The organism is Cryobacterium sp. TMN-39-2, assembly GCF_004402745.1.
Classification (GTDB): Bacteria; Actinomycetota; Actinomycetes; order Actinomycetales; family Microbacteriaceae; genus Cryobacterium; species Cryobacterium zongtaii.
This window is the reverse complement of the sequence record NZ_SOFX01000020.1, coordinates 221455-246096: the sequence shown is the minus strand read 5'-3', so window position 1 is coordinate 246096 and position 24642 is coordinate 221455. Positions and strand designations below refer to the sequence as shown.

The 24642-nt window shown below is 68.1% G+C and carries 20 protein-coding genes; all 20 read left to right on the top strand.

The window, feature by feature from the left end:
• Positions 1-52: 52 nt before the first annotated feature.
• Positions 53-1615 carry a methionine--tRNA ligase gene (metG, locus tag E3O57_RS06615; protein ID WP_088456751.1) on the top strand — a complete coding sequence of 521 codons (1563 nt, stop codon included), beginning with the start codon at positions 53-55 and terminating at the stop codon, positions 1613-1615.
• Positions 1608-2564: a TatD family hydrolase gene (locus E3O57_RS06610; RefSeq protein ID WP_103479424.1), complete on the top strand. Its 957-nt coding sequence runs from the start codon at positions 1608-1610 to the stop codon at positions 2562-2564. The genes metG and E3O57_RS06610 overlap by 8 nt, the downstream gene beginning before the upstream one ends.
• Entirely contained in the window at positions 2561-3439 is an 879-nt protein-coding gene (rsmA, locus tag E3O57_RS06605; RefSeq protein WP_103479423.1) for a 16S rRNA (adenine(1518)-N(6)/adenine(1519)-N(6))-dimethyltransferase RsmA, read from the top strand. Before E3O57_RS06610 ends, rsmA begins: the two co-directional genes overlap by 4 nt.
• A gap of 9 nt (positions 3440-3448) precedes the next feature.
• Positions 3449-4384 (top strand): 4-(cytidine 5'-diphospho)-2-C-methyl-D-erythritol kinase, encoded by a 936-nt coding sequence (locus E3O57_RS06600; protein ID WP_088456748.1) that lies wholly within the window; start codon positions 3449-3451, stop codon positions 4382-4384.
• 50 nt (positions 4385-4434) lie between these two features.
• Positions 4435-6240, top strand: a complete 1806-nt coding sequence (locus tag E3O57_RS06595; RefSeq protein ID WP_103461608.1) for an ABC-F family ATP-binding cassette domain-containing protein — start codon at positions 4435-4437, stop codon at positions 6238-6240.
• 268 nt (positions 6241-6508) lie between these two features.
• Positions 6509-7399: a MetQ/NlpA family ABC transporter substrate-binding protein gene (locus tag E3O57_RS06590; RefSeq protein ID WP_370289874.1), complete on the top strand. Its 891-nt coding sequence runs from the start codon at positions 6509-6511 to the stop codon at positions 7397-7399.
• Between the two features lie 70 nt (positions 7400-7469).
• Positions 7470-8510, top strand: coding sequence for a methionine ABC transporter ATP-binding protein (locus E3O57_RS06585; protein ID WP_103479421.1), 1041 nt, complete (start codon positions 7470-7472; stop codon positions 8508-8510).
• A 2-nt stretch (positions 8511-8512) separates the two neighbouring features.
• Complete coding sequence (locus tag E3O57_RS06580) at positions 8513-9172, top strand: methionine ABC transporter permease (RefSeq protein ID WP_103461605.1); 660 nt, start codon at positions 8513-8515, stop codon at positions 9170-9172.
• Between the two features lie 255 nt (positions 9173-9427).
• On the top strand, positions 9428-9895 hold the full coding sequence (locus E3O57_RS06575) for a hypothetical protein (RefSeq protein WP_133159784.1): 468 nt from the start codon (positions 9428-9430) through the stop codon (positions 9893-9895).
• On the top strand, positions 9892-10710 hold the full coding sequence (locus E3O57_RS18625) for a lytic transglycosylase domain-containing protein (protein WP_165787946.1): 819 nt from the start codon (positions 9892-9894) through the stop codon (positions 10708-10710). Before E3O57_RS06575 ends, E3O57_RS18625 begins: the two co-directional genes overlap by 4 nt.
• Positions 10707-12509 carry a PASTA domain-containing protein gene (locus tag E3O57_RS06570; protein WP_165787945.1) on the top strand — a complete coding sequence of 601 codons (1803 nt, stop codon included), beginning with the start codon at positions 10707-10709 and terminating at the stop codon, positions 12507-12509. The genes E3O57_RS18625 and E3O57_RS06570 overlap by 4 nt, the downstream gene beginning before the upstream one ends.
• Positions 12510-12671: 162 nt before the next feature.
• On the top strand, positions 12672-13712 hold the full coding sequence (gene pstC, locus E3O57_RS06565; RefSeq protein ID WP_103479419.1) for a phosphate ABC transporter permease subunit PstC: 1041 nt from the start codon (positions 12672-12674) through the stop codon (positions 13710-13712).
• Positions 13713-13714: 2 nt separating this feature from the next.
• Positions 13715-14965: a phosphate ABC transporter permease PstA gene (pstA, locus tag E3O57_RS06560; protein WP_103479418.1), complete on the top strand. Its 1251-nt coding sequence runs from the start codon at positions 13715-13717 to the stop codon at positions 14963-14965.
• Positions 14962-16605 carry a phosphate ABC transporter substrate-binding protein PstS gene (gene pstS / locus E3O57_RS06555; protein ID WP_241990329.1) on the top strand — a complete coding sequence of 548 codons (1644 nt, stop codon included), beginning with the start codon at positions 14962-14964 and terminating at the stop codon, positions 16603-16605. Before pstA ends, pstS begins: the two co-directional genes overlap by 4 nt.
• On the top strand, positions 16602-19205 hold the full coding sequence (locus E3O57_RS06550; protein ID WP_133159783.1) for a hypothetical protein: 2604 nt from the start codon (positions 16602-16604) through the stop codon (positions 19203-19205). The genes pstS and E3O57_RS06550 overlap by 4 nt, the downstream gene beginning before the upstream one ends.
• A 110-nt stretch (positions 19206-19315) precedes the next feature.
• The gene (locus E3O57_RS06545; protein ID WP_103479416.1) at positions 19316-20419 is read left to right on the top strand and encodes a substrate-binding domain-containing protein; all 1104 of its coding nucleotides are present in this window, start codon (positions 19316-19318) and stop codon (positions 20417-20419) included.
• Between the two features lie 34 nt (positions 20420-20453).
• Complete coding sequence (locus tag E3O57_RS06540; protein ID WP_103479415.1) at positions 20454-21524, top strand: hypothetical protein; 1071 nt, start codon at positions 20454-20456, stop codon at positions 21522-21524.
• 118 nt (positions 21525-21642) lie between these two features.
• A complete protein-coding gene (locus E3O57_RS06535; RefSeq protein ID WP_103479414.1) occupies positions 21643-22716 on the top strand; it encodes a WxL protein peptidoglycan domain-containing protein in 1074 nt (357 codons plus the stop codon).
• A gap of 159 nt (positions 22717-22875) precedes the next feature.
• Positions 22876-23622 carry a hypothetical protein gene (locus tag E3O57_RS06530; RefSeq protein WP_133160343.1) on the top strand — a complete coding sequence of 249 codons (747 nt, stop codon included), beginning with the start codon at positions 22876-22878 and terminating at the stop codon, positions 23620-23622.
• 140 nt (positions 23623-23762) lie between these two features.
• Entirely contained in the window at positions 23763-24638 is an 876-nt protein-coding gene (locus E3O57_RS06525) for a sortase (RefSeq protein WP_103479413.1), read from the top strand.
• Positions 24639-24642: the final 4 nt, after the last annotated feature.

Sequence of the window (24642 nt, the reverse complement as noted above, 5' to 3'; positions counted from 1 at the left end):
CGCGCGGCGTAACAGGGTCTGACGCCTACGCAGGCCCCCATAAGATATGAGCATGTCCGACGGCTCATCTTTTTACATCACCACGCCTATTTTCTATGTGAATGATGTCCCGCACATCGGGCACGCCTACACGGAGGTGGCCGCGGATGTGCTTGCCCGCTGGCACCGCCAGCGGGGGGAGGACACCTGGCTGCTCACCGGCACCGACGAGCACGGCCAGAAGATCCTGCGCACCGCCACCGCCAACGGCGTCACCCCCAAGGAGTGGGCCGACCGGCTGGTCGAGACCGCGTGGAAGCCGCTGCTGAAGACCGTCGATATCCGAAACGACGATTTCATCCGCACCACCGACGTCCGCCACGAGGAGAACGCGCAGAAGTTCCTGCAGCACCTCTTCGACGCCGGCCACATCTACACGGGCGAGTACGAGGGTTTCTACTGTGTGGGCTGTGAGGAGTACAAGCAGCCCGGCGACCTCGTGGCCGGCACCGGCGAATACACCGGCCAGCAGGTCTGCGCCATCCATTCGATCCCCGTCGAGCTGCTGCACGAGAAGAACTACTTCTTCCGGATGAGCACCTTCACCGACCAGCTGTTGGCCATGTACGAGGCCAACCCCACCTTCATCCAGCCCGAATCGGCCCGCAACGAGGTCATCTCCTTTGTCAAGCAGGGCCTGAGCGACCTGTCGATCTCGCGGTCCAGCTTCGACTGGGGCATCAAGGTGCCGTGGGACGACAGCCACGTCGTCTACGTCTGGTTCGACGCCCTGCTCAACTACATCACCGCCGCCGGCTACGGCCAGGACGATGAGAAGTTCAGCCGGCTCTGGCCCGCCACGCACATCGTCGGTAAGGACATCCTGCGCTTCCACGCCGTCATCTGGCCCGCCATGCTGCTGGCCGCCGGGCTGCCGGTGCCCACCCAGGTCTTCGGCCACGGTTGGCTGCTCGTCGGCGGCGAGAAGATGAGCAAGTCCAAGCTCACCGGCATCGCCCCGAACCAGATCACCGACGTCTTCGGCTCCGACACCTTCCGGTACTACTTCATGCGCGCCATCAGCTTCGGCCAGGACGGCTCGTTCTCGTGGGAGGACCTGTCCGCGCGTTACCAGTCCGAGCTCGCCAATGGCTTCGGCAACCTGGCATCCCGCGTCATCGCCATGGTCGTGCGCTACTGCGACGGCGAGATCCCGGCCGGCGGTACGCCGCGTGATGCGGATACCGCCATCCGCGACACCGAAATCCGGGTCACCAAGGCCGCCGACGCGGCCATCGACAGGCTCGCCCTGCACGAGGCCCTCGCCGCGGTGTGGGAGCTCGTCGACGAGCTCAACGGCTACATCACCACGCAGGAACCGTGGGCGCTGGCCAAGAACCCTGACGACCGCGAACGCCTCGAAACCGTGCTGCACACCGTGGTCCGCGGCCTCGGCACCCTCGCCGTGCTGCTCTCCCCGGTGACCCCGCAGGCCACCGCGACGCTATGGGCCGCCCTCGGCGGCACCGGCGACGTGCAGGACGCACAGATCGACCGGGCCTGGGAATGGACCGGCGGCAGCCACGTCTCGCCGCTAGCCGCCCTGTTCCCGCGCATCGAGGCCACTGTTGGCTAACGGTTCGGCCGACAGCACCCACATCCGCTCGCGCGAGGCCACCGCCGGCCGCGACCTGGTCTACCCGCCGGCGCCGGTGCCGCTGGTCGTTGGCGTCTACGACAACCACACCCACCTCGAAATCTCAGACGGAATCACGCCGCTCTCGGTGGCCGAGCAACTGGACCTGGCCTCCAGCGTTGGCGTCCGCGGCGTCATCCAGGTGGGCACCGACGTGGCCACCTCCCGCTGGTCCGCCGAGATGGCGGCCCGTGAACCACGGATGCTCGCCGCCGTCGCCATCCACCCCAACGACACACCGGAGTTGGAGACGGCCGGAACCCTCGACGAAGCCCTCGCGGTGATCGACGAGCTCGCCGCCCGCCCCCGGGTGGTCGCCATCGGCGAAACCGGGCTGGACTTCTACCGCACCGGCCCCGACGGCCGGGCGGCCCAGTTCCGGTCTTTCGAGGCGCACATCGAGATCGCCAAACGACACGGTCTCGCCCTGCAGATCCATGACCGGGACGCCCACGACGAGGTCGTCGAGACCCTGCTGCGGGTGGGAGCCCCCGAGCGCACGGTCTTCCATTGCTTCTCCGGCGACGCCGAACTGGCCAGGCTGTGCGCCGACCAGGGCTGGTACATGTCTTTCGCCGGACCGGTGAGCTTCAAAAACGCCGCCACGCTGCGGGAGGCGCTCGACGTCGCCCCTCGCGCCCTGCTGCTGGTGGAAACCGACGCGCCCTACCTCACGCCCACCCCGCACCGCGGTCGTCCCAACGCGCCGTACCTGCTGCCGCACACCCTGCGCGCCATGGCAGAGCACCTGCAGACGGATGTCGCGGTGCTCGCCGCCCAGATCACCTCGAACACCGAACTCGTCTACGGCCGCTGGGACGCGGAAGCCGTGGTGTTGACCGACACCCCCCGAGACCCCCGCATCAGCCCGGCCGGAGGCCTCGCATGACCGACTCTGCCCACAACTCAGCCAAAGAACCGACCGCGCCCACCCTGCTCGGGCCGGCCGAGATCCGCGACCTCGCCGAGATGCTCGGGGTGAACCCGACCAAGAAGCTCGGCCAGAACTTCGTCATCGACGGCAACACCGTGCGGCGGATCGTCAAGGTCGCCGCCGTGAAGCCCGGCGAAACCGTGGTGGAGGTGGGTCCGGGCCTGGGCTCGCTCACCCTGGGTATCCTCGAGGTGGGAGCCGCCGTCGTGGCCGTGGAGATCGACGACCGCCTCGCCGAGCAGCTGCCGCTGACCGTGCAGCTGATGCAGCCGGGCGCCGCGCTCACCGTCATCCGTGCCGACGCTCTGAAGATCGCCGAGCTGCCCGGCGACCCCACCCGCCTGGTGGCGAACCTGCCCTACAACGTATCGGTGCCGGTGCTGCTGCACCTGCTCGAGCACTTCGCCTCCATCCGCGCCGGCGTGGTGATGGTGCAGGCCGAGGTGGGCGAGCGCCTCGCCGCCGCGCCGGGCTCGAAGATCTACGGCAGTCCCAGCGTCAAGGCCGCCTGGTACGGCCAGTTCCGCACCGCCGGCAAGGTGAGCCGGCAGGTCTTCTGGCCGGTCCCCAACGTCGATTCGATCCTCATCGCCTTCGAACGAAGTGCAGAGGAACTCGAATCCGAGGAGCTGCGCCTGGCAACGTTTGCCCTGGTCGACGGCGCATTCCAGCAGCGCCGCAAGATGCTGCGCCAGTCGCTGTCCGGCGTGCTCGGCGACTCGGCCCAGGCGACGGAGGTGCTCAGCAAGGCGGGCATCGACCCCACCGAGCGCGGCGAGCAGCTCACCGTCCACGACTTCCTGGCGATCGCCCGGGCCTGGCTGGCCTAGGTTAGGAACATGACCAACACGGCGACCTCACCGGTTGTGCATGCGCGGGCACCGGGCAAAATCAATGTCTTCCTCAAAGTGGGAGCCGTGATGGACGACGGCTACCACGATCTCGCCACGGCGTTCCAGGCCGTCTCCCTCTACGAAGACGTGCGTGCCACGGCCTCCGACGACTTCAGCGTCGAGTTCACCGGCTCCATCGACACGTCGAATCTGAGCGTGGACGGCAGCAACCTGGCGATCAAGGCCGCCCGTGCGTTGGCCAGGGCCACCGGCTACACCGGCGGGGTGCACCTCGAAATCGACAAGAACGTGCCCATCGCCGGCGGCATGGGCGGCGGTTCTGCGGATGCCGCGGCCACGCTGCTCGCCTGCGACACGCTCTGGGGCACCGAGCTGAGCCGCGACGAGCTGCTGAAGATCGCGGCCACCCTCGGCGCGGATGTGCCGTTCGCGTTCACCGGCGGCACCGCCATCGGCACCGGCCGTGGTGACCAGCTCAGCCCCGCCCTGGCCAAGGGCACCTTCCACTGGGTGCTCGCCCTGGCCGAGTTCGGCATGTCGACACCCTCGGTCTACAACGAGCTCGACCGGCACCGCACCCGGCACGCCCAGGACATCTTCCCCGCCTCACAGCAGCCCACCGTGGATGCCGACGTGCTGCAGGCCCTGCGCGCGGGGGACCCGGCCATGCTCGCCGACACCATGCACAACGACCTGCAGGCCCCGGCGCTGCAGCTGGCGCCGGGTCTGGGCCGGGTGCTCGAGCTCGGCGAGGCCAACGGCGCGCTGGCCGGCATCCTCTCGGGGTCAGGTCCCACCGTGGCGTTCCTCGTGCCGGACCTGGACGCCGGCCTCGAACTGACGGTGGCGCTGAGCGCCGCCCGCCTGAACGTGGTGCGTGCCACCGGCCCCGTGCACGGCGCCCGAATCCTCACCTCGTAGCCCGCCCGCGCGGTACTGGCGCTCAGCTGCGGGGGATAGGCTCGAACCCTATGGCACATTTGCTCGGGGCCGAGTCCCTGCACCTTGAATTTCCCACCCGCGTCATCTTCGACAGCGTCACCGCCGGTCTGAACGAGGGTGACCGCATTGGCATCGTCGGCCGTAACGGCGACGGCAAGTCCACCCTCCTGCGCCTGCTCGCCGGTCGTATGGAGCCCGATTCCGGCCGGGTGACCCGCCGACGCGGCGTCACCATCGGCGTCCTCGACCAGTCCGACGACCTCGTCAACGGCCAGACCGTGGGGCACACCATCGTCGGCGGCATCGACGAGCACGTCTGGGCGGGCGACTCGAAGGTGCGCGACGTGATCGCGGGCCTCGTGCGCGACATCCCCTGGGACACCCTCGTCGACGACCTCTCCGGTGGCCAGCGCCGCCGGGTGGCCCTCGCCCAGGTCCTCATCGGCGACCACGACGTGGTCTTCCTCGATGAGCCCACCAACCACCTCGACGTCGAAGGCATCGCCTGGCTGGCCGGCCACCTTAAAAACCGATGGGCCCAGAACTCCGGCGGCCTCGTGGTCGTCACCCACGACAGATGGTTCCTCGACGAGGTCTGCAACATGACCTGGGAGGTGCACGACCGCCTGATCGAACCGTTCGAGGGTGGCTACGCCGCCTACATCCTGCAGCGCGTCGAGCGCGACCGGATGAGCGCCGTGATGGAGGGCAAACGCCAGAACCTGATGAAGAAGGAACTGGCCTGGCTCCGCCGCGGCGCTCCCGCCCGCACCGCCAAGCCCAAGTTCCGCATCGACGCCGCCAACGAACTGATCGAGAACGAGCCGCCGCCCCGCGACACCGTGTCGATGCAGTCGATGGCCATGCAGCGCCTCGGCAAGGACGTCGTCGACCTCGTCGATGTCTCCGTCACCTTCGGTGAGAAGACCGTGCTCAACAACATCACCTGGCTGATCGCGCCGGGTGAGCGCACCGGCATCCTCGGTGTCAACGGCGCCGGCAAGTCGACCCTGCTCAACCTCGTGGCCGGCACCCTCACGCCCGACAGCGGCAAGGTCAAGCGCGGCAAGACCATCAAGGTCGCCGTGCTCACCCAGCAGCTGTTCGAACTTGATGACATCCGCAATGACCGGGTCAGCGACGTCATCGCCCGCCAGCGCACCTCGTACATGGCCGGTGGCAAAGAGATCACGCCCGGCCAGATGCTCGAGCGGATGGGCTTCATGAGTGCGCAGCTCTCCACCCAGGTCAAGGACCTCTCCGGTGGCCAGAAGCGTCGCCTGCAGCTGCTGCTGATCGTGTTGGACGAGCCGAACGTGCTGATCCTCGACGAGCCCACCAACGACCTGGACACCGACATGCTCGCGGCCATGGAAGACCTGCTCGACTCCTTCCCCGGCACCCTGCTGGTGGTCTCGCACGACAGGTACCTGATCGAGCGCGTCACCGACAACCAGTACGCGGTCTCCGACGGCGGCTTCCACCACCTGCCCGGCGGTGTGGACCAGTACCTCGAGCTGCGCAAGCGCCAGGTCGCCGGCGGCTCCTTCACGGCAGATGCGGCGTCTCCGACGTCCGCCACCGCCAAGGGTTCCGGTAAGCCGGCGCTCGGCGGCGCCGAGCTGCGCAACGCCCAGAAGGAACTCGCGTCCATCGACCGCAAGGTCGCCAAGCAGCAGGCCAAGATCAAGGAACTCCACAACGCCCTCGCCGCGCACGACCAGAGCGACTACACGGGCCTGGGCACACTGCAGGCCGAGGTTGCCGCGGCCGAAGACGCCGTCGCCGGCTTCGAAACCCGGTGGGTCGAACTCTCGGTGCTGCTCGAAAAATAGGTCACCGCCCTCACCACCGGCACCCCCGGTTGCTCGACCCGCCGCCCAGCTCGCAGATTCTGTGACTGGGCGGCTTTCGTCGAAGTTCCTGTGACGTTTCGTGTCCGAGCGGCCCACGGCTCGACCGAGCTGCGGCTACCGTAGAAGAGTGCCACCCGACGCTGCGGCACAGAACCCCCACGCGATGACTCCGTGGTTGCGCTGTGCCTGTGAACGCATCGTCGTGCGCGGGCGCACACACAGCGAACGAAACGTGGAGAACATCAGAGTGAAGAACATCACAACGAAGAAGAGCATCCTGGCAGCCCTGGCGCTCGGCGCCAGCGTGACCCTGCTCGCCGGCTGCGCCGGTGGCGCCGGCGGCAACGACGAGACCGTGAAAATCGGTGTTGTCGGGGCCAGCGACCCATACTGGGCCGACTACACCGGGGCCGCCGCCGAAGAGGGCATCACCGTAGAGGTCGTCGACTTCGCCGACTACAACCAGCCCAACCCGGCGCTGACCAACGGGGACATCGATATGAACCAGTTCCAGCACCTGGTCTACCTGGCCGATTACAACGTCTCCAGCGGCGAAGACCTCACGCCCATCGGCGCGACGGCCATTTACCCGCTCGGCCTGTACTCCACCAAGGTCACAGACGTGGCCGACCTGGGCAAGGGCGACACCGTCGCCGTGCCCAACGACGCCAGCAACCTGGCCCGCGCGCTGCTCGTGCTGCAGAGCGCCGACCTGCTGACCCTCAAGGACGGCGGCACGATCTTCTCCACTCTCGACGACGTCGACACCGAGAAGTCCCTCGTCACCGTCACCGCGCTCGAGCCGTCCCTCACCGCGACGTCGCTGCCCGACGTGGATGCCGCGATCATCAACAACGACTTCGTGGAGAAGGCTGGCCTCAAGTTCGAGGACGCCCTCGTCAAGGACGATCCCTCCGACGAGTCCGCACTGCCCTACGTGAACGTGTTCGCCGTGCGCGCCGACGACAAGGACAACGAGACCTACGCCAAGCTCGTCGAGCTGTTCCAGACCACGACGACCGTCACCGACGGCCTGCTCGAGGTCTCCGGCAACTCCGCGGTCCTGGCCACCACGTCGCCCGCCGACCTGCAGGCCGCCCTGGCCACGGTCGAGAAGGACACCGCAGCACAGAAGTAGGCAGTCCCGGCCGGTCGCCCCTCCCCGTGAGGCGCGGCCGGCCTTTCCCCGTTCCAACCGAAGGATCTGCATGACCGTTTCAACCCCACTCGTCGAATTGCGCAACGTCAGCAAGGTGTACCCGGCCACCGTCAAGGGAGCCCCGGATGTGACGGCGATCGACGACGTGAGCATCAGCATCGACGCCGGCGACGTCTACGGCATCATCGGCTACTCGGGCGCCGGCAAGAGCACCTTGGTGCGCTTGGTGAATGTGCTCGAGCGGTCAACCGCGGGCCAGATCCTCATCGACGGTCGGGACGTCGCCCAGCTGCCCGAACGCGAACTGCGGCCGGTCCGGTTGGGTATCGGCATGATCTTCCAGCAGTTCAACCTGCTGAACTCCCGCACCGTGGCCCGCAATGTGGCGTATCCGCTCGAAGTGGCCGGTCGAGAGAAGGCCGAGCGCACCAAACGGGTCGCCGAGATGCTCGACTTCGTGGGACTGGCCGACAAGGCCGGCGCCCATCCCGACCAGCTCTCCGGCGGACAGAAGCAGCGGGTGGGCATCGCCCGTGCCCTCGCCTCGTCGCCCGCGCTGCTGCTGGCCGATGAGGCCACCAGCGCCCTCGACCCCGAGACCACCCACGAGGTCCTCGAACTGCTCAAGCGGGTCAACCGCGAGTTCGGCGTCACCATCATCGTCATCACCCACGAGATGGATGTCATCCAGACGCTGGCCACCAAGGTTGCCGTCATGGACCAGGGTCGCATCATCGAACGCGGCGACGTGTTCGACGTGTTCTCGAACCCGCAGCAGGCCGCATCCGCTCGTTTCGTCTCAACGGTGGTGAAGGGGCTGCCGTCCAAGCCCGAGCTGGAGGTGCTCCGCGCCAGGCACACCGGCCGCATCGTGACCCTCGCGTTCCGCAGCGACACCGTCGACCAGACCCAGGTGTTCGGCGAACTGTCCCGCGACGGTATCGCCTTCCAGGTCGTGTACGGCGGCATCAACGAAATCCAGGGGCGCCCGTTCGGGCACCTCACCCTCGCGCTGACCGGCGACGACACGACCATCGACGCCGCACTCGACAGGGTGCGCGCGCTCACGACAGTCACCGAGGTGCGCTGACCATGGACGGACTCATCGATCTTCTGCCCCAGCTGTGGGTAGCCGCGTGGGAGACCCTGTACATCGTGGGCCTCACCCTGCTCCTGGGCGGGTTCGGCGGCCTGCTAGTGGGCCTCGGCCTCTACCTCACCCGGGCGGGCAGCATCCTGTCCAATCGGGCGGTGTTCGGCGTCCTCAACGTTCTGGTCAACACCATCAGGCCCATCCCGTTCATCATCTTCCTTGCCGCCGTGCAACCGCTCACCCGCGCCGTTGTGGGCACCGGGATCGGCAACAACGCGATGATCTTCACGATCGCCCTCGCGGCCATGTTCGCGATGGCCCGCATCGTGGAGCAGAACCTGCTCACCGTGACGCCCGGCGTGATCGAAGCGGCCCGCAGCGTGGGCGCGGGCCCCGTGCGGATCATCTTCACGGTGCTGCTGCCTGAGGCTCTGGGCCCGCTGATCTTGGGCTACACGTTCATCTTCGTCGCGCTCGTGGACATGTCAGCGGTAGCCGGCTACGTCGGCGGCGGCGGACTGGGTGCGTTCGCGTTGCTCTACGGCTGGCGCCAGTTCGACCCCGTCGTCACCTGGGCCGCGGTGCTATTGATCGTCATCTTCGTGCAGGTTGTGCAGTTCCTCGGCAACCGACTGGCCCGCAAGGCGCTGCGCCGATAGCACAGCGTTCGGTCAGGGAGCGTACACCGCTCGTTCAGTCAACTGACCGGCTACGGTCACCTCGCCCCACGAATGTTCTCGCTGAGGCCGGCCACGTCAGCGTTGTCATCACCGACACCCGTTGGGTTTGTCCTCGTACCGAGTCAATCCAGGGTTTCGAGGAGCAGCGTGTCAACGAGCGCCAGCGTGATCTTTTGCGCCTTCAGCTCGGCCGCTGACCCCCGATTGCAGGGTTGGCTGTCGTTTAGGGAACACTTGCAATCGGGCGAGGTCGGGCTTGCCCGCATCGTGCCGGTTCCACGCCGCGGCGGCGCGCGCGGCACGTCGGCCACCGACGGGTCCTGGTCGGCACACTCCGGGATCTGGCGTCTCCTCGCGTCGAACAGCCGGGAGTTGGGGCGCAGTTCCTCGGTGTATTCGTCCTTCGCCACGGCTCGGGCGCACGTGCTCGCGTTGCAGCTGGGGGTCGACCGGATGGCCATGCGCGCCGTGACCGGGCCGGTATCCGGAACCCACGGCTGGGTTGTCACCGTCGACAACGTCGCCGTGATGACGAGTGGACGGTGGTACGGAACGACGTCGGCCAGCCGGGATGCCTGCGCGGGCGCCCTGGCCGCCTTGCGCAGCGCGGTGGTGACGGCCGATCCTCGGCGCATGGTCGAGCCCGGAGCCCGCCGTTCCCGCCGGCCCCGTGGCGACGCCGAACTGGCCGGCGTCTGGTGAGCGCCCGCGAGCGTTGGGCCGACTGGGTACCCCTCGGCCTGTTCCTGGTCCTGACGGCCTGGCTGGTCGGGGGAGCCCTGCTGCAATCGGTGGGAGGGCCAGGGGAGTACAGGACGGCCTGGTCGAGCAGTGCGGGCGAGTCGAGCAGTGCCGCTGCGCCGGCAGTGTTGCTGCCTGCCCCGGCGCCAACGGCATCCGTCAGCCAGCCAGGGAACGTGGCCGTCGGCACTTCCGTCCTGGTCGGAGTCCCCGCTGCCGGCCTGGTGTCGGCGGACTGGGCCAGGGCGGCGGCATCGGCCACCGGCATCCCGCACAGAGCTCTGCTCGGGTACGCGGGCGCAGCACTGCGGCTGGCTAGCGAACAGCCCGGCTGTCGCCTGGGCTGGACTACCCTCGCGGCGCTGGGATCGATCGAATCCGACCACGGCAGCCACGACGGCTCAGCGATCGGCGCCGACGGCGTCGCGGCGCCGGGGATCTACGGGCCGCTGCTGGATGGGTCCGAATACGACGTCTTCGTCGACACCGACGCCGGCCGCTGGGACGGCAATACCGAGTTCGACCGTGCCGTCGGCCCGCTCCAATTCATCCCGGCCACCTGGGACCGGTGGGGTGCGGACGGCAATGGCGACGGAACCGCCGACCCCCAACAGATCGACGACGCCGCGCTGGCGACCGGCCGGTACCTCTGCGACATGGGCGACCTCTCGGCCGCGACGGCCTGGCGGGCGGCCGTCTACTCGTACAACCACGTCGAGAGCTACGTCGATTCCGTCGCCGTGGCGGCGAACGGCTACGCAGCGCGGATGCCGTGAACCGGCTGTCCGGCCCGGTCGCCGGCCTGATCTCCGAGCGCTACCGGCTGGGTGCGCTGCTCGGCACGGGTGGATCCGCGTCGGTTTTCGCCGCCGTCGACACCCGTTCCGGCGACACCATCGCGCTCAAGATCCTGCATCCGGTGTTGTCCAGCTCCCCGAGGCTCCGGGAGGCGTTTTTCCGGGAGGCCCGTGCGGCGGCCGGGGTCCGGCACCCGAACATCGTGGCCGTCCTCGACGTGGGCGTGCACGACGATGCCGCCGAGCCGCTCGCCTGGATCGCCCTGGATCTCGCCCCGGGCGAGAGCCTCGCCGAGCACGTCGGCCGCACCGGCCCGCTTCCGGTCCCGGATGCCCTAACGGTCGCTCTCGCCGTGCTGCAGGCGCTGGCCGCCGCCCACGCCGCCGGGCTGATCCACCGCGACGTGTCACCGGCGAACATCATGATCGCCCCCGGCGGCGACGGCCGACTCGATATAGCTGGCGTCCGACTGCTCGACTTCGGCCTGGCGGATGCGGCCGGCCGGGCGGCGGTCGGGTCGGACGTGCTGGGCAGCGAACCGGCAGACGGCCACGATCCGGATGCCGATGAGGACCGGCCCGTCGGCGTGCTGGGCAGTGTCAACTACCTCTCACCCGAGCAGGCCGCCGGTGTTCCCGTCGACGAGCGCGGTGACCTCTACCAGCTGGGCGGGGTGTTGTACTTCGCGCTGACCGGGGAGGCGCCCTATGTCCGCGACACCGTGGCCGCAGTGATGCGCGCCCACGCGCTCGCACCGCCACCGGTTCCGTCGGTGGTACGGGCCGGCATCCCTCGGGGCGTCGACCGGATCGTGGTGCGGGCGCTGCTCAAGCACCGGGAGGACAGGTTCACCTCCGCGGCTGAGATGCGGAACGCCATTCTGGCCCTGACGCCGCCCGCGCCAACCGATACCGGTATCGGCGACGACCGCACTCGCCGGTTCGACCGCCGGGTTGACGGGCTGCCCCACGCCGTCACCGACCCCGGCCGCACCACCGTGCTGCCGCGCACCGCGCAACGTCCGCCGGGTGGGGCGACGGCCGGGTCGGCCACCGGTTCGGCGGCCGGATCGCCCGCCGTGCCTCGGCCCGGACGCCGGCGACAGGGCGGAGGGCGGGCGGGCGGCTGGGTCGCCCTGGTGCTCGTTGCGGGGGTGATCGCGGCCGGCTGGGTGGCGGCCGCCGGTGGCTCTGCCCGGTCATTCGTGGCCGTGAGCAGCACGCCATCGGCGACCGCTACGGAGGTCAGCACCGACATGTCGACGGCACCCCCAGCGCCGGTCGAGGCCCCATCCCCATCGGTCCAGGTGCCCGAGCTCACCATCATGCCGCTCGGCGAGGCCCGCGCTGCCCTCGAGGCCGCCGGTCTCCGTCTGGGCAGCCTGACACCGGCGGATTCGGTACGGACCGGCGACACCGTTCTCGCCCTTGAGCCGGGGCCAGGGTCGTGGCTGAACGCGGGGGACACCGTCGACCTGGTGGTGGCGTCCGGCTCGAACAGCGTTCCCGCCACCGTCGGGCTTGCCTCGGCTGAGGCTGTGGCCGCCCTGCAGAACGCGGGATTCGTCGCCGTCGTCGAGACCCGCGTCGACGGGGATACGGTGCCTGGCACGGTGCTCGCGAGCCATCCCGACACGGCAGCGGTGCTGCGCCTCGGAACGAGCGTGACGATCACCGTGGCCGCCGCGGCCCCGGTCCATCCGACGGCCACGCCGTCGTCGTCGCCGGGCCCCAGCACCACGCCCACGAACAGCGCACCGCCGGCTCCGTCGCCCTGAGCGTCGACCGGCGCCAAGTCAACACACCGTGTCCATGGCTCGGTAGCGAAACCGACTCCGCGAATTCACCCGGCAACCCAAACATATGTTTCGGACGTGCGGCCGCTTACCCGGCCCGCACGGCCCCGCCCCGTTCCCTCCCTGTCGCTCCCGAGGACACCCATGCCACGCACGATCAATGCTTCTCTGTCTGCGCGCCCCGCGCCGGACACCGAAGCGTTCCCCTTCGAGAAGGAACGTCGGCGCACGCTGGTGTCCCGGCCGTCGGTGTCGGACTCCGTGTTCCGTTCGGTGGCGTTCGCCGCCGGTGGCATCACCGTCGCGATCATGCTCGCCGTGGGGGTCTTCCTCTCGATCCGGGCCTCTGACGCCCTCGGCGTCGCGGGCTTCTCGTTCCTTACCGAACAGGAATGGTCACCGGAGTCCCGGTCCTTCGGCATCGCCTCTGTGCTCTTCGGCACCATCACGATCGCCCTCATCGCCATGTGTGTCGCGGTGCCGCTCGCGCTGGGCACCGCGCTGCTCATCTCCGAGGTCGCCCAGGGCCGGTTGCGGTCCACCCTGGTCACCCTCGTCGACCTGATGGCCGCCGTGCCGAGCGTGGTCTTCGGGCTCTGGGGAGTCTTCTTCCTGCAAGCCAACGTCATCCCGGTGGCCAGCTGGATCTCGACCTACTTCGGCTGGATCCCGTTCTTCAGGGTCTCGGATGCGTCCGGCGATGCCCTCACCGACGCCAGCGCCTTCACCTCCTCGGCGTTCATCGCCGGCATCGTCGTCGGGCTGATGGTGGTGCCCACCCAGACTTCGGTCATGCGCGAGGCCTTCTCCCAGGCCCCGATCGGGGAACGCGAGGCGGCGTTCGCCCTCGGGTCGACCCGCTGGGGCATGATCCAGGCCGTCGTCCTTCCCTTCGGACGCGGCGGAATTATCGGCGGCACCATGCTCGGCCTCGGCCGGGCCCTGGGCGAGACCATCGCCGTCTACATGATCATCTCGCCGATCTTCACCATCAACTGGCAGCTGCTCAAGACCGGTAGCAATTCGGTGTCGGCGCTCATCGCCCTGCGCTACGGCGAATCGAGCGCCTTCGGCCTCTCCGCGCTGATGGCGGCCGGTCTGGTGCTGTTCCTGCTGACCCTGGTCATCAACTTCACAGCCTCCTCCATTGTGGCCAGGTCCCGCTCAGGGGCAGAGAGCGACTGACCATGACACTGACAGAGACCACCCTCACGCCGGCTGCGCGCAGCACCCACATCCCGTCACCCGACGGAATCGCGATCGGTCCACGCCGCCGGGTGCGTTCGGCGCGGGTGGGTGACCGCTTCAACGTGTTGGGCGCCGCCGCCGCGGCCATGGCCCTGGCCACCCTGATCTTCGGTTGGGTCACGCCGCTGTCCGGCGGCGTCGGATGGACGATTGTCGCCTTCCTCTCCTTCATCGGCTTCTACGCGCTGCTGGTGAGCTTCACCGCTGACTTCCAGGAGGTGAAGGACCGGGTGATGGCCGTGTTGCTCTCCAGCGCCGGTGTTGTGCTCTTCGGCGCCCTGGTCTTCGTCGTGGCCTTCACCCTGGTGCGCGGGCAGGAGGCGTTGCCCCACCTCAACTTCTTCACCGAGAGCATGGAGCTGGCCGGCCCCCTCGACGGGCTCGACGTCGGTGGCATCCTGCACGCGATCCTCGGCACCCTGATGCAGATCGGCATGGCGCTGATCATCACGGTTCCGTTGGGCATCCTCACCGCGCTCTTCCTCAACGAGGTCGGCGGCCGGTTCGCCCGGTTCGTGCGCACGATTTCGGATGCCATGACCGCGCTGCCCTCGATCGTGGCCGGCCTCTTCGTCTACTCGGCGATCATCGTGCTGATCACCCACCAGCGGTCGGGTTTCGCCGCAGCGATGGCGATCACGGTGATGATGCTGCCCATCGTCATCCGTGCCTCCGACATCGTGCTGCGCCTGGTGGCCGGCAACCTGCGCGAGGCCGCATATGCCCTGGGCTCAACCCGTTGGCGCACCATCTGGCACGTTGTGCTGCCCACGGCCCGGCCCGGGCTGGCCACGGCCGTGATCCTGGGCACCGCACGGGGAATCGGTGAGACCAGCCCGGTCCTGCTCACCAGCGGCGTGACCGCGGTCGTCAACCTCAACCCGTTCGAGGGCCCGATGATCTCGCTACCACTCCAGGTGTTCGACTTCGTCAAGTCGCCGGAGCCCAACATGATCGCCCGCGGCTTCGGGGCGGCGGCGGTGCTGATCCTGCTGGTGCTCGCCCTGTTCGCCATCGCCAGGCTGATCGGTGGGCGCGGCCCGGGCGACCTGACGCGCCGCCAACAGCAGCGGGTGGTGGCGGCCTCGTTGCGTGACCTGCAGCGCATCACGATCCGGGGCGACCTCCGCCATCCGCACCAGCCTGCCCCGCTCCCGCCTGCCCCAAAGAAGAAGGAGTCGTCCTCGTGACGCCGAAAACCCGGTGGATTCGTGTAATCCACGCCCTGTTCGCACTCAGCGCCGTCGTGATCGTGAGCCTGACCGGCGCCCTGCCGGCGCAGGCTGTCAGCTACGACCCGATCTCGGGCAGCGGCTCGACCTGGTCGCAGAACGCCCTCGACCAGTGGCGCACCAACGTGGCGTCGAACTACGGGATGACCGTGAACTACAACGGCGGCGGTTCTTCGACCGGTCGCAGCGACTTCATCGCCGGCGTCGTCCACTTCGCTGTGAGCGAGGTCCCCTTCCAGCTCGCCCCGGAAAACGGTACGGCACCAGAAGTACCTACCAGGGGATACGCGTACATGCCCATCGTGGCTGGAGGCACCTCCTTCATGTACAACCTCAAGATCAACGGGGTGCGAGTATCCAACCTGCGGCTGAGCGGCGAGGTCGTCACCAAGATCTTCACCGGCGTTATCACCAACTGGAACGACCCGGCCATCCAGGCTGACAACCCCGGCCTGGCCATGCCAGACAAGGGCATCGTGCCGGTTGTCCGCTCCGACGGCTCCGGCTCCACCGCCCAGTTCACCCTCTGGATGTCCAAGCAGCACCCCGACCTGTGGAACGCATTCTGCACCTCGGTCAACCGTCCAACACCCTGCGGGCTGACCTCCCAGTACCCCACCTTCGGCAACGCCAAGGCCCAGAGCCTGTCCTCAGGGGTGGCCGGCTACGTCAGCCAGGACTACGGCGAAGGCGCCATCACCTACGTCGAGTACTCGTACGCCCTCGAGTCCGGCTTTCCCGTGGCCAAGGTGCTCAACCAGGCCGGCTACTACGTCGAGCCCACTGCCTCTTCGGTGGCCGTTGCCCTGACGACAGCCCAAATCGACCAGACCCCCGGTCCGAACTACCTCACTCAGATCTTGGACGGAGTGTACAACAGCGCCGACGCACGAACCTACCCACTGTCGAGTTACTCGTACATGATCGTTCCCACGGAGGTCGGCGGCGTCTTCTCGGCCAGCAAGGGCTTCACCCTGGGCGCGTTCGCGAATTACATGCTCTGCGAGGGCCAGCAGCAGGCCGCCGATTTGGGCTACTCGCCGCTTCCCATGAACCTGGTGCTGGCCGGGTTCGACCAGATCAAGCGCATCCCGGGGGCGGACACGTCGGGTGTGGACATCAATAAGTGCAACAACCCCACCTTCAAACCCGGGGATTCACCCTCCAGCAACCAGCTCGCCCTCACCGCCGCTCAACCGCAGGACTGCGACAAGGTGGGTCCCAACCAGTGCACCACCGGGACCGCCGGCGCCCCGGCGGAGACCCCGGTCTCCGGCTCGGGAACCGGCGGAAGCGCCACCGGTGGAACCACGGAGACCGCCGCGGCGGCGGCCGCCGCGACCGGCGGCGCCGCCGCCGCCTCGACGGGTGCCGCGGCGGTGTACGACGCAAACGGCGCCCTGATCTCCGGCGGGGCAGCCGGGTCGACCCTGGCCGGTGCTGCCGTGGCCACGCCCTTCGCACTGGCCGACGAAGGCTGGGGGACACAGCAATCCTTGATGCTCCTGGCCGCGACCCTCCTGGTGGCGGCGGCAGTGCTGCCGCCGGTCTTCTGGCGACGCCTGGCTCCGCGCGGTGGCAGGGACGGCCTCAAATGAGCCGCCATGCAACGGTGAAAACCTCGCTCTGGACCCGGGCGGGTGCCGGCGGCATCGTCGTGGGCCTTCTGGTCGGCGTCGGCGTTGCCGCGCTCACCTCACTGGCCCCTATCCCCGCCGTGGCCGACAACTCAAGTGCCGTCACCGTGACCGCCGCTGACTACGAGCTCGACCCGGCCGGGGCACCGTTTCCCGATCTCTCGGTGACGGTCTCCAAAACCACCGACCTCGTGTCCGAGGGCATCCTGGTGAGCTGGACCGGCGGCAAGAAGTCTGTGCGGCCACAGGGCAACGTCGGCGGCGAGAACTTCCTGCAGATCGCGCAGTGCTGGGGCGATGATCCGGATCATCCAGGGCACCCTGACCGCACGACCTGCCAGTACGGTGCTTTCCCGAATGCCGGCCGCGACTCCAACGTCGAGGCGAACGTCGAGGTCGATCCCAACGAACCCGACACCGGCCTGGCGCCGAACATCGCTCCAGAGGACGAGCAGTACACGTCCGCGGGCTCCGGATTCGCGAACCCGCCATACACCTCCATACCGTTCACCTCCCTCAACGGCGGCACCGTTGCCTCCGTGGTGCCCAATGCGGAGGGCGTCCTCGTGCACGACACGGGCGTCGACGTCAACAGCAATGAGTTCTTCACCCAGTACACCTCTAACGAGGTGAAGTGGGCCGGTTCCGACGACACCGGCGCCGGCTCGATCAAGTTCGAGGTACAGACAACCATGCAGTCTCCCGGTCTCGGCTGTGGCGAGCCCGTCGTTGTTGCCGGCCAGGACACCACCGGCAGGTCCTGCTGGCTGGTCGTCATCCCCCGGGGAACGGGTGACTCCGGCGTGAGCCAGATCATCCGGCCCGGCCTGTTCTGGGATGCCTGGCAACACCATGTCGCCGTGAAGCTTCATTTCAAGCCCGTCGGCGTGCGCTGCGAGATCGGCAGCGCCGAATCCCAGCTCGGCGGCAGTGAACTCATCGCCGGAGCTATCTCCTCCTGGCAGCCGAATCTCTGCGCGGGCACGACAGGGTCGGCGTTCGTGCTGAGCACCGGCAACGAATCCGACGTCCTGGCCAAAGCCGCCGGTACAGTCCCCAGTCCGCTCGCTTTCACCTCGTTTCCCGCCAGCACCACCACAGCGGACCCCCTGCAATACGCCCCGGTCGGGATGTCCGGCGTCACCGTCTCCTTCGCGATCGACCGGCGGGTGAAGCCCATCGGCGGCATCGACCAGGACTACATCGACCGGGAAACGCAGGCATTCACATCTGTCAATCTCACCCCGCGCCTGATCGCGAAGCTGCTCACCGCGTCCTACGTATCGGCACTGCCTCCGGGAGCCGACCTCACCCACATCAACTACGTCGATTTCGAACACCCCGGAGACAACGCGCGCAACATCACCACCGATCCCGACTTCCTCGAGATCAACGACGCTGAATGGGCCGCCCAGGACCTCAACAGCGTCTCGCTGTCTGATGCCCTGAGCCCGTCGGGCCGCTCCGACCTCGCCACCCAGCTGTGGCGCTATGTGATGGCGGATGCCGACGCCGTGGCCTTCCTGGACGGCACCCCCGACGAGTGGGGCATGATCGTGAACCCCTGGTACTCCACCAATGCCGCGATCAACCCCACTGGAGCGGCGTTCGCACTGCCCCGTGACAACTTCCCCAAGGCCGACCCCGTCGAGACGGAAGCGACGGAGGGTTCGAACTACGTGGGGCCGGTGAACCTGGTCACCTGGCGGCCGTACACCTCCGACTTCGAGAACGGCGCCTATCTCACCCTGCGCGGCGACGGGCTGCAGCTCGGCGGCTGGGACTCCACGAGCACCCCGCCGAAGTACCTCAAGAGTACCCGAGCCCTGGTCGGCGAGCAGGGCGTCATCGGACTCAGCACGGCCGCGGCCGCGTCGCGCTACCAGAACGTCACGGCCTCCCTGCTCAATCCGGCCGGCGCATACGTGTCGCCCGATTCCGACTCGATGCTCGCCGCGGCCGCGGCGATGACGCCAACGGCGCAACAGCCCAAGGTGCTGGAATTCGACCCGGCCTCCAGCGCGACCCGGGCCGCCCTCACGGCGTATCCGCTGACGATGCCGGTCTATGCCGCGCTCAATCCCCTGCAGACCGACGCCACGCAGCGCGCCAAGTTCGCAAACCTGATCCGCTACGCGGCCACGACGGGCCAGGAGCCCGGCACCGAACTCGGCCAGCTGCCGGCCGGGTACGCCCCCATGCCGCAGAGCTGGATCGACCAGGCGCTGGTCGCGGCCACGGCCATCGAGCAGGGCATCAGCCCCACTGCGAAACCGCCTGCCACCTCCGCACCCGTTGCGGCGACAGTTCCGGTGACCCCCACCCGCGCGGCGGTGACGGCAAGCGGATCCGGCGCCGTCGCCGCGGCAGCAGTAACTGTCGCTGCAGCCACCGCACCCACGGCGACCGGCGCTGCGGCCGGTCCACTCCTCGGAGCGGCGACACCTGACGACCCCATGGTTGGACCGGTGGCCCTCGCCGTACCGGCCGGGCTGCTCTCGGGCCTCGCGGCCGCCGGGGCGGTCCCGATGATCTCGCGCATCAGAAGAAAACAGCTCTGATGCGCCATAGCTTGACGGTTCCGCCCAAGGCATTGACCACGGGAGAGCACGTCGGGACAAGCGGGTCCGTCCGGATTCCGTTCCTTGCACCACACCCGAAAGGCATCACAGTGATTTCGAAGAAGGCTATTGCGTTCTGCGCGACTGTCGGCGTCACCCTCTCTGGCATTGCCCTCGCTGCTCCGGCTCACGCCGATCCCGTCTCGAACAGCTACTCCATCGTGGGCTCTGACACCCTCGAAGATGTCGTCAGCGCCCTCGCCAACGGCACGAGCATCACGAGCTCCGCCATCCGTTCCACGGTCAACGGTGCTTCCATCGGGTCGTTCGACGCGACCGGATCCCCCTACATCACCACCAAGTCCAGCGGCGTGCGCTTTGGCCGTCCCAACGGCTCGGGCGACGGCGTCAAGGCGCTCAGCCGTTCCATCGACGGCGCAGCGTACACTTCCGGTACCGCAGGCAGCCCGGTCAACGTCGTCATCACAGGCCAGGTCGACATCGCGCGTTCGTCCAGCGCAGGCACCGCCAACGCCAACGGCGAACTCATGTACGTTCCGTTCGGCCGTGACGCCATCGCCTACGCCTACAACGGCACGGCGACGGACATCTCCTCACTCTCCGGCTCGGAGATGAAGAGCCTCTACGAGTGCTCGGTCACCACCGTGAATGGGGTCACGGTCACCCCGATTATTCCCCAGAACGGTTCGGGCACCCGCAAGGACTGGCTCGGAAAGATCGGCTCCTCTGAGACCGCAATGCGCACGGTCGCTGAAGGCGGCTGCGTCGTTGAGGGCCAGGAGCACGACGCCACGACCCTCACGACCAACTCGGTCATGCCCATGGCCGTGTCCCGCTGGATCGCAATGAACACCGGTGCCAGCTACGACAAGCGTGGTACCGGCACCCTCGGCTCGATGGTCGCCGGCACCTCCCCGGTCACCGGCACCGGAACCGCGATGGTTCCCAACGCCACCTATTACTCGGACACCACCTGGGGCCGCGACACCTACCTCGTGGTCGAATACGCCCGCGTCAACTCGGCCTCCGCCAAGTACGACGTCAACCTCGCCAAGCTCCTTGACGCCGCGCAGGGTAACAGCCTGACGAACTCGCAGACGCTGATCACGAAGGCCGGCGCGGTCAAGAAGAAGTTCGGCTTCCTTGCGCCCACGTCCGGCGTCGTCGCGTACCGCGTCGCCAAGACCGCCTAGCCCACCCGTACCTTCAACTCGAAAAGGATATGAAGTGAAACTCAACAGTAAATTACGCATCGCTGCCGTAGGCGTGGTGTCCCTGGCCCTGATGGCCGGTGCCACGAGCGCGTCCGCCGCAGTCCAACCGCAGAAGAACGGCTCCGATGGCGGGCTGTACATCTACGACACCAACGGTGAGTTCGTGACCGACGGCTCCACGGTCTTCGGCTGGGAGACAGACGCCTACGGCGCCTCAGACGAGCTCGGCTACACGAACCCGACGTATTGCCCGGCAGAGTCCACCGAGGGCTGGACGTTCATGTCTGCTCCCGGCGATGAGCGCACCGCCGCCGCCTGGCAGGCATTCAGGGTCAACGGATTCAACCCCGGCACCGTCGAGATCGTCGCTGCCACCCTGAACCCGATTCAGTTGATCCTGGGCCTGCCCGGCCAGTCCGGCATCAAGGCTGCAGGCGGAACCTACAGCCTCGGGGTGGCCTGCACGATCAACAACGGTGTGACCGTCGTTGGCGCCTTCTACCGCACGGTCACCGTGACCGCCGGTACCGGCGACTACGTCTTCAGTCCCATCGAGGCCGCGGGTGTGCCCGAGGTCCCGGCCGAGGAATCCGAGACGGTTCAGAACATCGCGCTGGCCCCGACCATCCTCGCCCCGGAAAACGGTGTACTCAGCCTCGAGGTTCCGACGGGCGCCGCGGCGACCTTCGCCACTCCGACGCTGGTGAACAACGTCTCCACCACCACCGGCACCCTGGGTGCCGTCACGGTGAACGACGGTCGTTTCCTCACCAAGGAAGGCTGGGACCTGACGGCGAACGTTGTTGACTTCACCAACAGCGCCGACCCGACCAGCACCATCGGCAAGTCCCAGCTGGGCATCGCACCGTCCGTCACGGCGGCCGGAACCGTGGCGACGGGCGTCACCGCTGCCGCACCCCAGGTTGCCGGTTCCGCCACCTACCCGGCGGCGTTCGCCTCGGGTGCCGCGGCCAACACCACGGGCCTGAGCGTACTGAACGCCGACCTGACCTTCGTCGCCCCGCAGGCGAAGGCTGCCGGCACCTACAACTCGACGCTGACCCTCACGGTCGTCTCGAAGTAGCAGTCGCCCAAACCGGGGAAGGGGCGGCGTTCAGCGTCGTCCCTTCCCTCCCGCCCCGACCCACCCTTGCGTGATTCCCGCCGCGTCTCGGTACTACCCGCCCCTCACCACCTGAGAAATGAGATCGCCGATCGTGATCATCCGTCGCACCACCTCCCGCCGCTCCGCCCTCGCTATTACAGGTGTGCTCGTCACCCTGGGCATGACCCTGGGCCTGGGTGCCGCTGGCGCCTGGGCGGATGATTCGGACGGTATCGCCGCCGCGCCCGCAGCCAACGGCAGTGTTGACCAGTCCCGGTCCCGGTTCAGCTACCAGGTGGAGCCCGGCCAGCAGATCTCGGACGAATACCTGGTGCGCAACTCCGGGACGACGGCGCAGTCCGTCACCGTATACGCCACCGATGCCTTCAACGCAGAAGACGGCAGCTATTCGCTGCTGGAAGGCGACGCGGAACCCGTCGACGCCGGCAACTGGGTGGCATTCGACGGCGGGGTTGACACCGTACAGGTTGACCTGGCGCCCGGTGCCTCCCAAATCATCCCTTTCACCGTCACCGTTCCCGCCGACGCCGTTCCCGGCGACCACGCGGGCGGCATCATCGTCTCCGCGCTCTCGCCGGCCGGCCAGGTATCGGTGGACCGCCGGGTGGCCATCCGGCTTTACGCGCGGGTGAAGGGAGAGCTGCAACCCGGCCTCACCATCAGCAGCATCGTCTCGTCCTACCGTGGCGAGCTCAATCCATTCGCCGGCGAAACCTCCCTCACCATCAGCCTGCAGAACACCGGCAACGTGTCCTTGGGCGCCAATACCGTCGCCCAGGTGCGCGGCATCTTCGGCATCCCCCTCTCCGGCCTGACGAAGATCAAGATCCCCGAGATGCTTCCCGGCAGCTCCCGCACCGTGACGCTCGTTGTACCCGGGGTGGGGCCTTGGGTGTACCTCAACCCGCAGGTCTCCCTCGCCGCCACGGTCGACCCGGATGCCCTGGAGGCGGGGGTCCTGCCCACCGCGGAGCGCAGCAGTGACATGTTCGTGGTGCCCTGGGCATTCGTGATCCTTCTTGTCCTCATCGGCTTCACCCTGCTTGTTGTGCGGCTCGGCCGGTCCAGGGACTCGGCGCGAGCCACGGCCTGGATCGCTTACACCGAGGCGGAAGCCCGGCGCCAAGCCCGCGACGAAGCGACCGCCTGAGCGCGGACGCTCCGCCCCACTGGATACCACTCCCCATCCATTCATCCCGATAAAGTCCTCCCGAGGTCGGTCATCCGCGCGGGCAACGCCAGTTCTTTCCGGCGCGTTCGCCTGTCGTTTGCCTGTGCTTTGGCCCAGAGAAAACCGGAACAGACTAACTTGACTGTGCTCACCTCCCGCCCCACGCGGCGCCTCCTGATCGTCGTGTTCTGCGCACTGGTTCCCGCGCTCGGCTTGATGGGGCTCTCCGGGAGCGCCTCGGCGAACGAAGATCCGGACGGAGTGGGCCTCACTGTCAGCGTCCTCGGCTCCACGGCATCGCCCAGCCCGGCAGCGACCAACCGGGCGAGCAGCGCTTCCACCACACCGGTCATCCCGGCAACAACCCAGGTGACCACGGTGGGCGCTGCGGCCACGGCAGCCCTCGGAGCGGATCCCGTCGTGCTGGCCGGCGTCCTCGCCGTGAGCGGGCTCACCGCGACCGCACACCCGACCGCGGGTCCCGACGGCGGGGACATCGTGCTCACGTTCACGGTGAAAAACCTCACCGACAATCCGATCAGCTCGTCCCTCCGGTTCTGGGTGGACAACGCCGTCGGCCTAGAAATCCGTGCCGCGGATGACGCCTCGCTCACCGACCTGCCCGGTGGTGAAACCCGCACCGTCACCACGACCTTCACCGATGTGAGCCAGTGGAGCGTCTTCAACAGCCACGTGACCCTGACCCCGCCGGACAGTGTCGACGGCACCGCGCTGACTCCGGTCACCCGGGACGCACTGCTTCTGGTTCCGCCGTACTTCGTACTGCTGGTAGCCGCTCTGGTCGTCGGCCTGTCCGTTGCCGCTCGCTATGCGCTCCTCACCAAGAGGCTCTTTCCCGTCAGCGTCGCGGAAACCGCATCGTGACCCTGACCAGGCCGCCGCGCGGCTGGAAGCCAGGCCGGGCTTCTGAGCCGTCATACGAACAGCCTGACGCTCCAACGCCCGTCGGATCACAGCCGCCCAGGGGATGGCGCCCGCGCCAGCCGCCGAAACCGCCGCGCCGCATGCCGGCACCGCCGACCGTGCTTGTCCTCACCCCGGCCGACCTGCTGCTGCGCACCATCCTGGCGATCGTCGCCGCGTTGATCTTCGGCTTCCTCGCCAACCTCACGGTGTTGGGAAACCTGCAGCACCTCGTCTCCCAGCAGCAGCTCACCGACACGCTGCGGGTGGAACTGGCCCAGGGAACGGCGCCGGTGAGCGAGGGAACCGTTGACAAGGTGCTCCTGGCCGACGGCGCCCCGCTCGCGATCATCGACATCCCCTCGCTCGGCTTGCACGAGGTTATTGTCGAGGGCTCCGATTCCGGGACCACCCGCCTGGGTCCCGGGCACCGCCGCGACACTGTGCTGCCCGGCCAGGCCGGCATCAGCGTGGTCATGGGCCGGGCCGCCGCGTACGGCGGGCCGTTCGCGCGAATCCAGGAACTGGCGCCCGGCCAGGTGTTCACCGTGCTCACCGGCCAGGGCGAGCAGACCTTCGAAGTGATCGGGGTGCGCTACGCCGGAGATCCGGCACCGACCCCGCTGGCCGCGGGGGAGAGCCGTCTGATCCTCGAGACCGCGCGAGGGGCGGCCTTCGTGCCGGGCGGCGTGGCCAGGGTGGATGCCGTTCTGACGAGCGAGACACAGCCGGCGGGCATCCGCCAGACCAGCTATGTCACCCTGCCGGCATCGCACAAGGAACTGGCAACCGACACCACGACGGTGTGGGCGCTGGCCTTCGCTCTCCAATTCTTCCTCCTGATTGAACTGGCGATGATCTGGTCCTTCCGCCGCGTCGGCCTGCAGAAGGCCTGGACGGTTTTTATCCCGGTCGTGGCAGTCGGTGGGCTTTTCGTCGCCGACCAGGCCGTTCGACTCCTCCCCAACCTGCTCTAGCGAA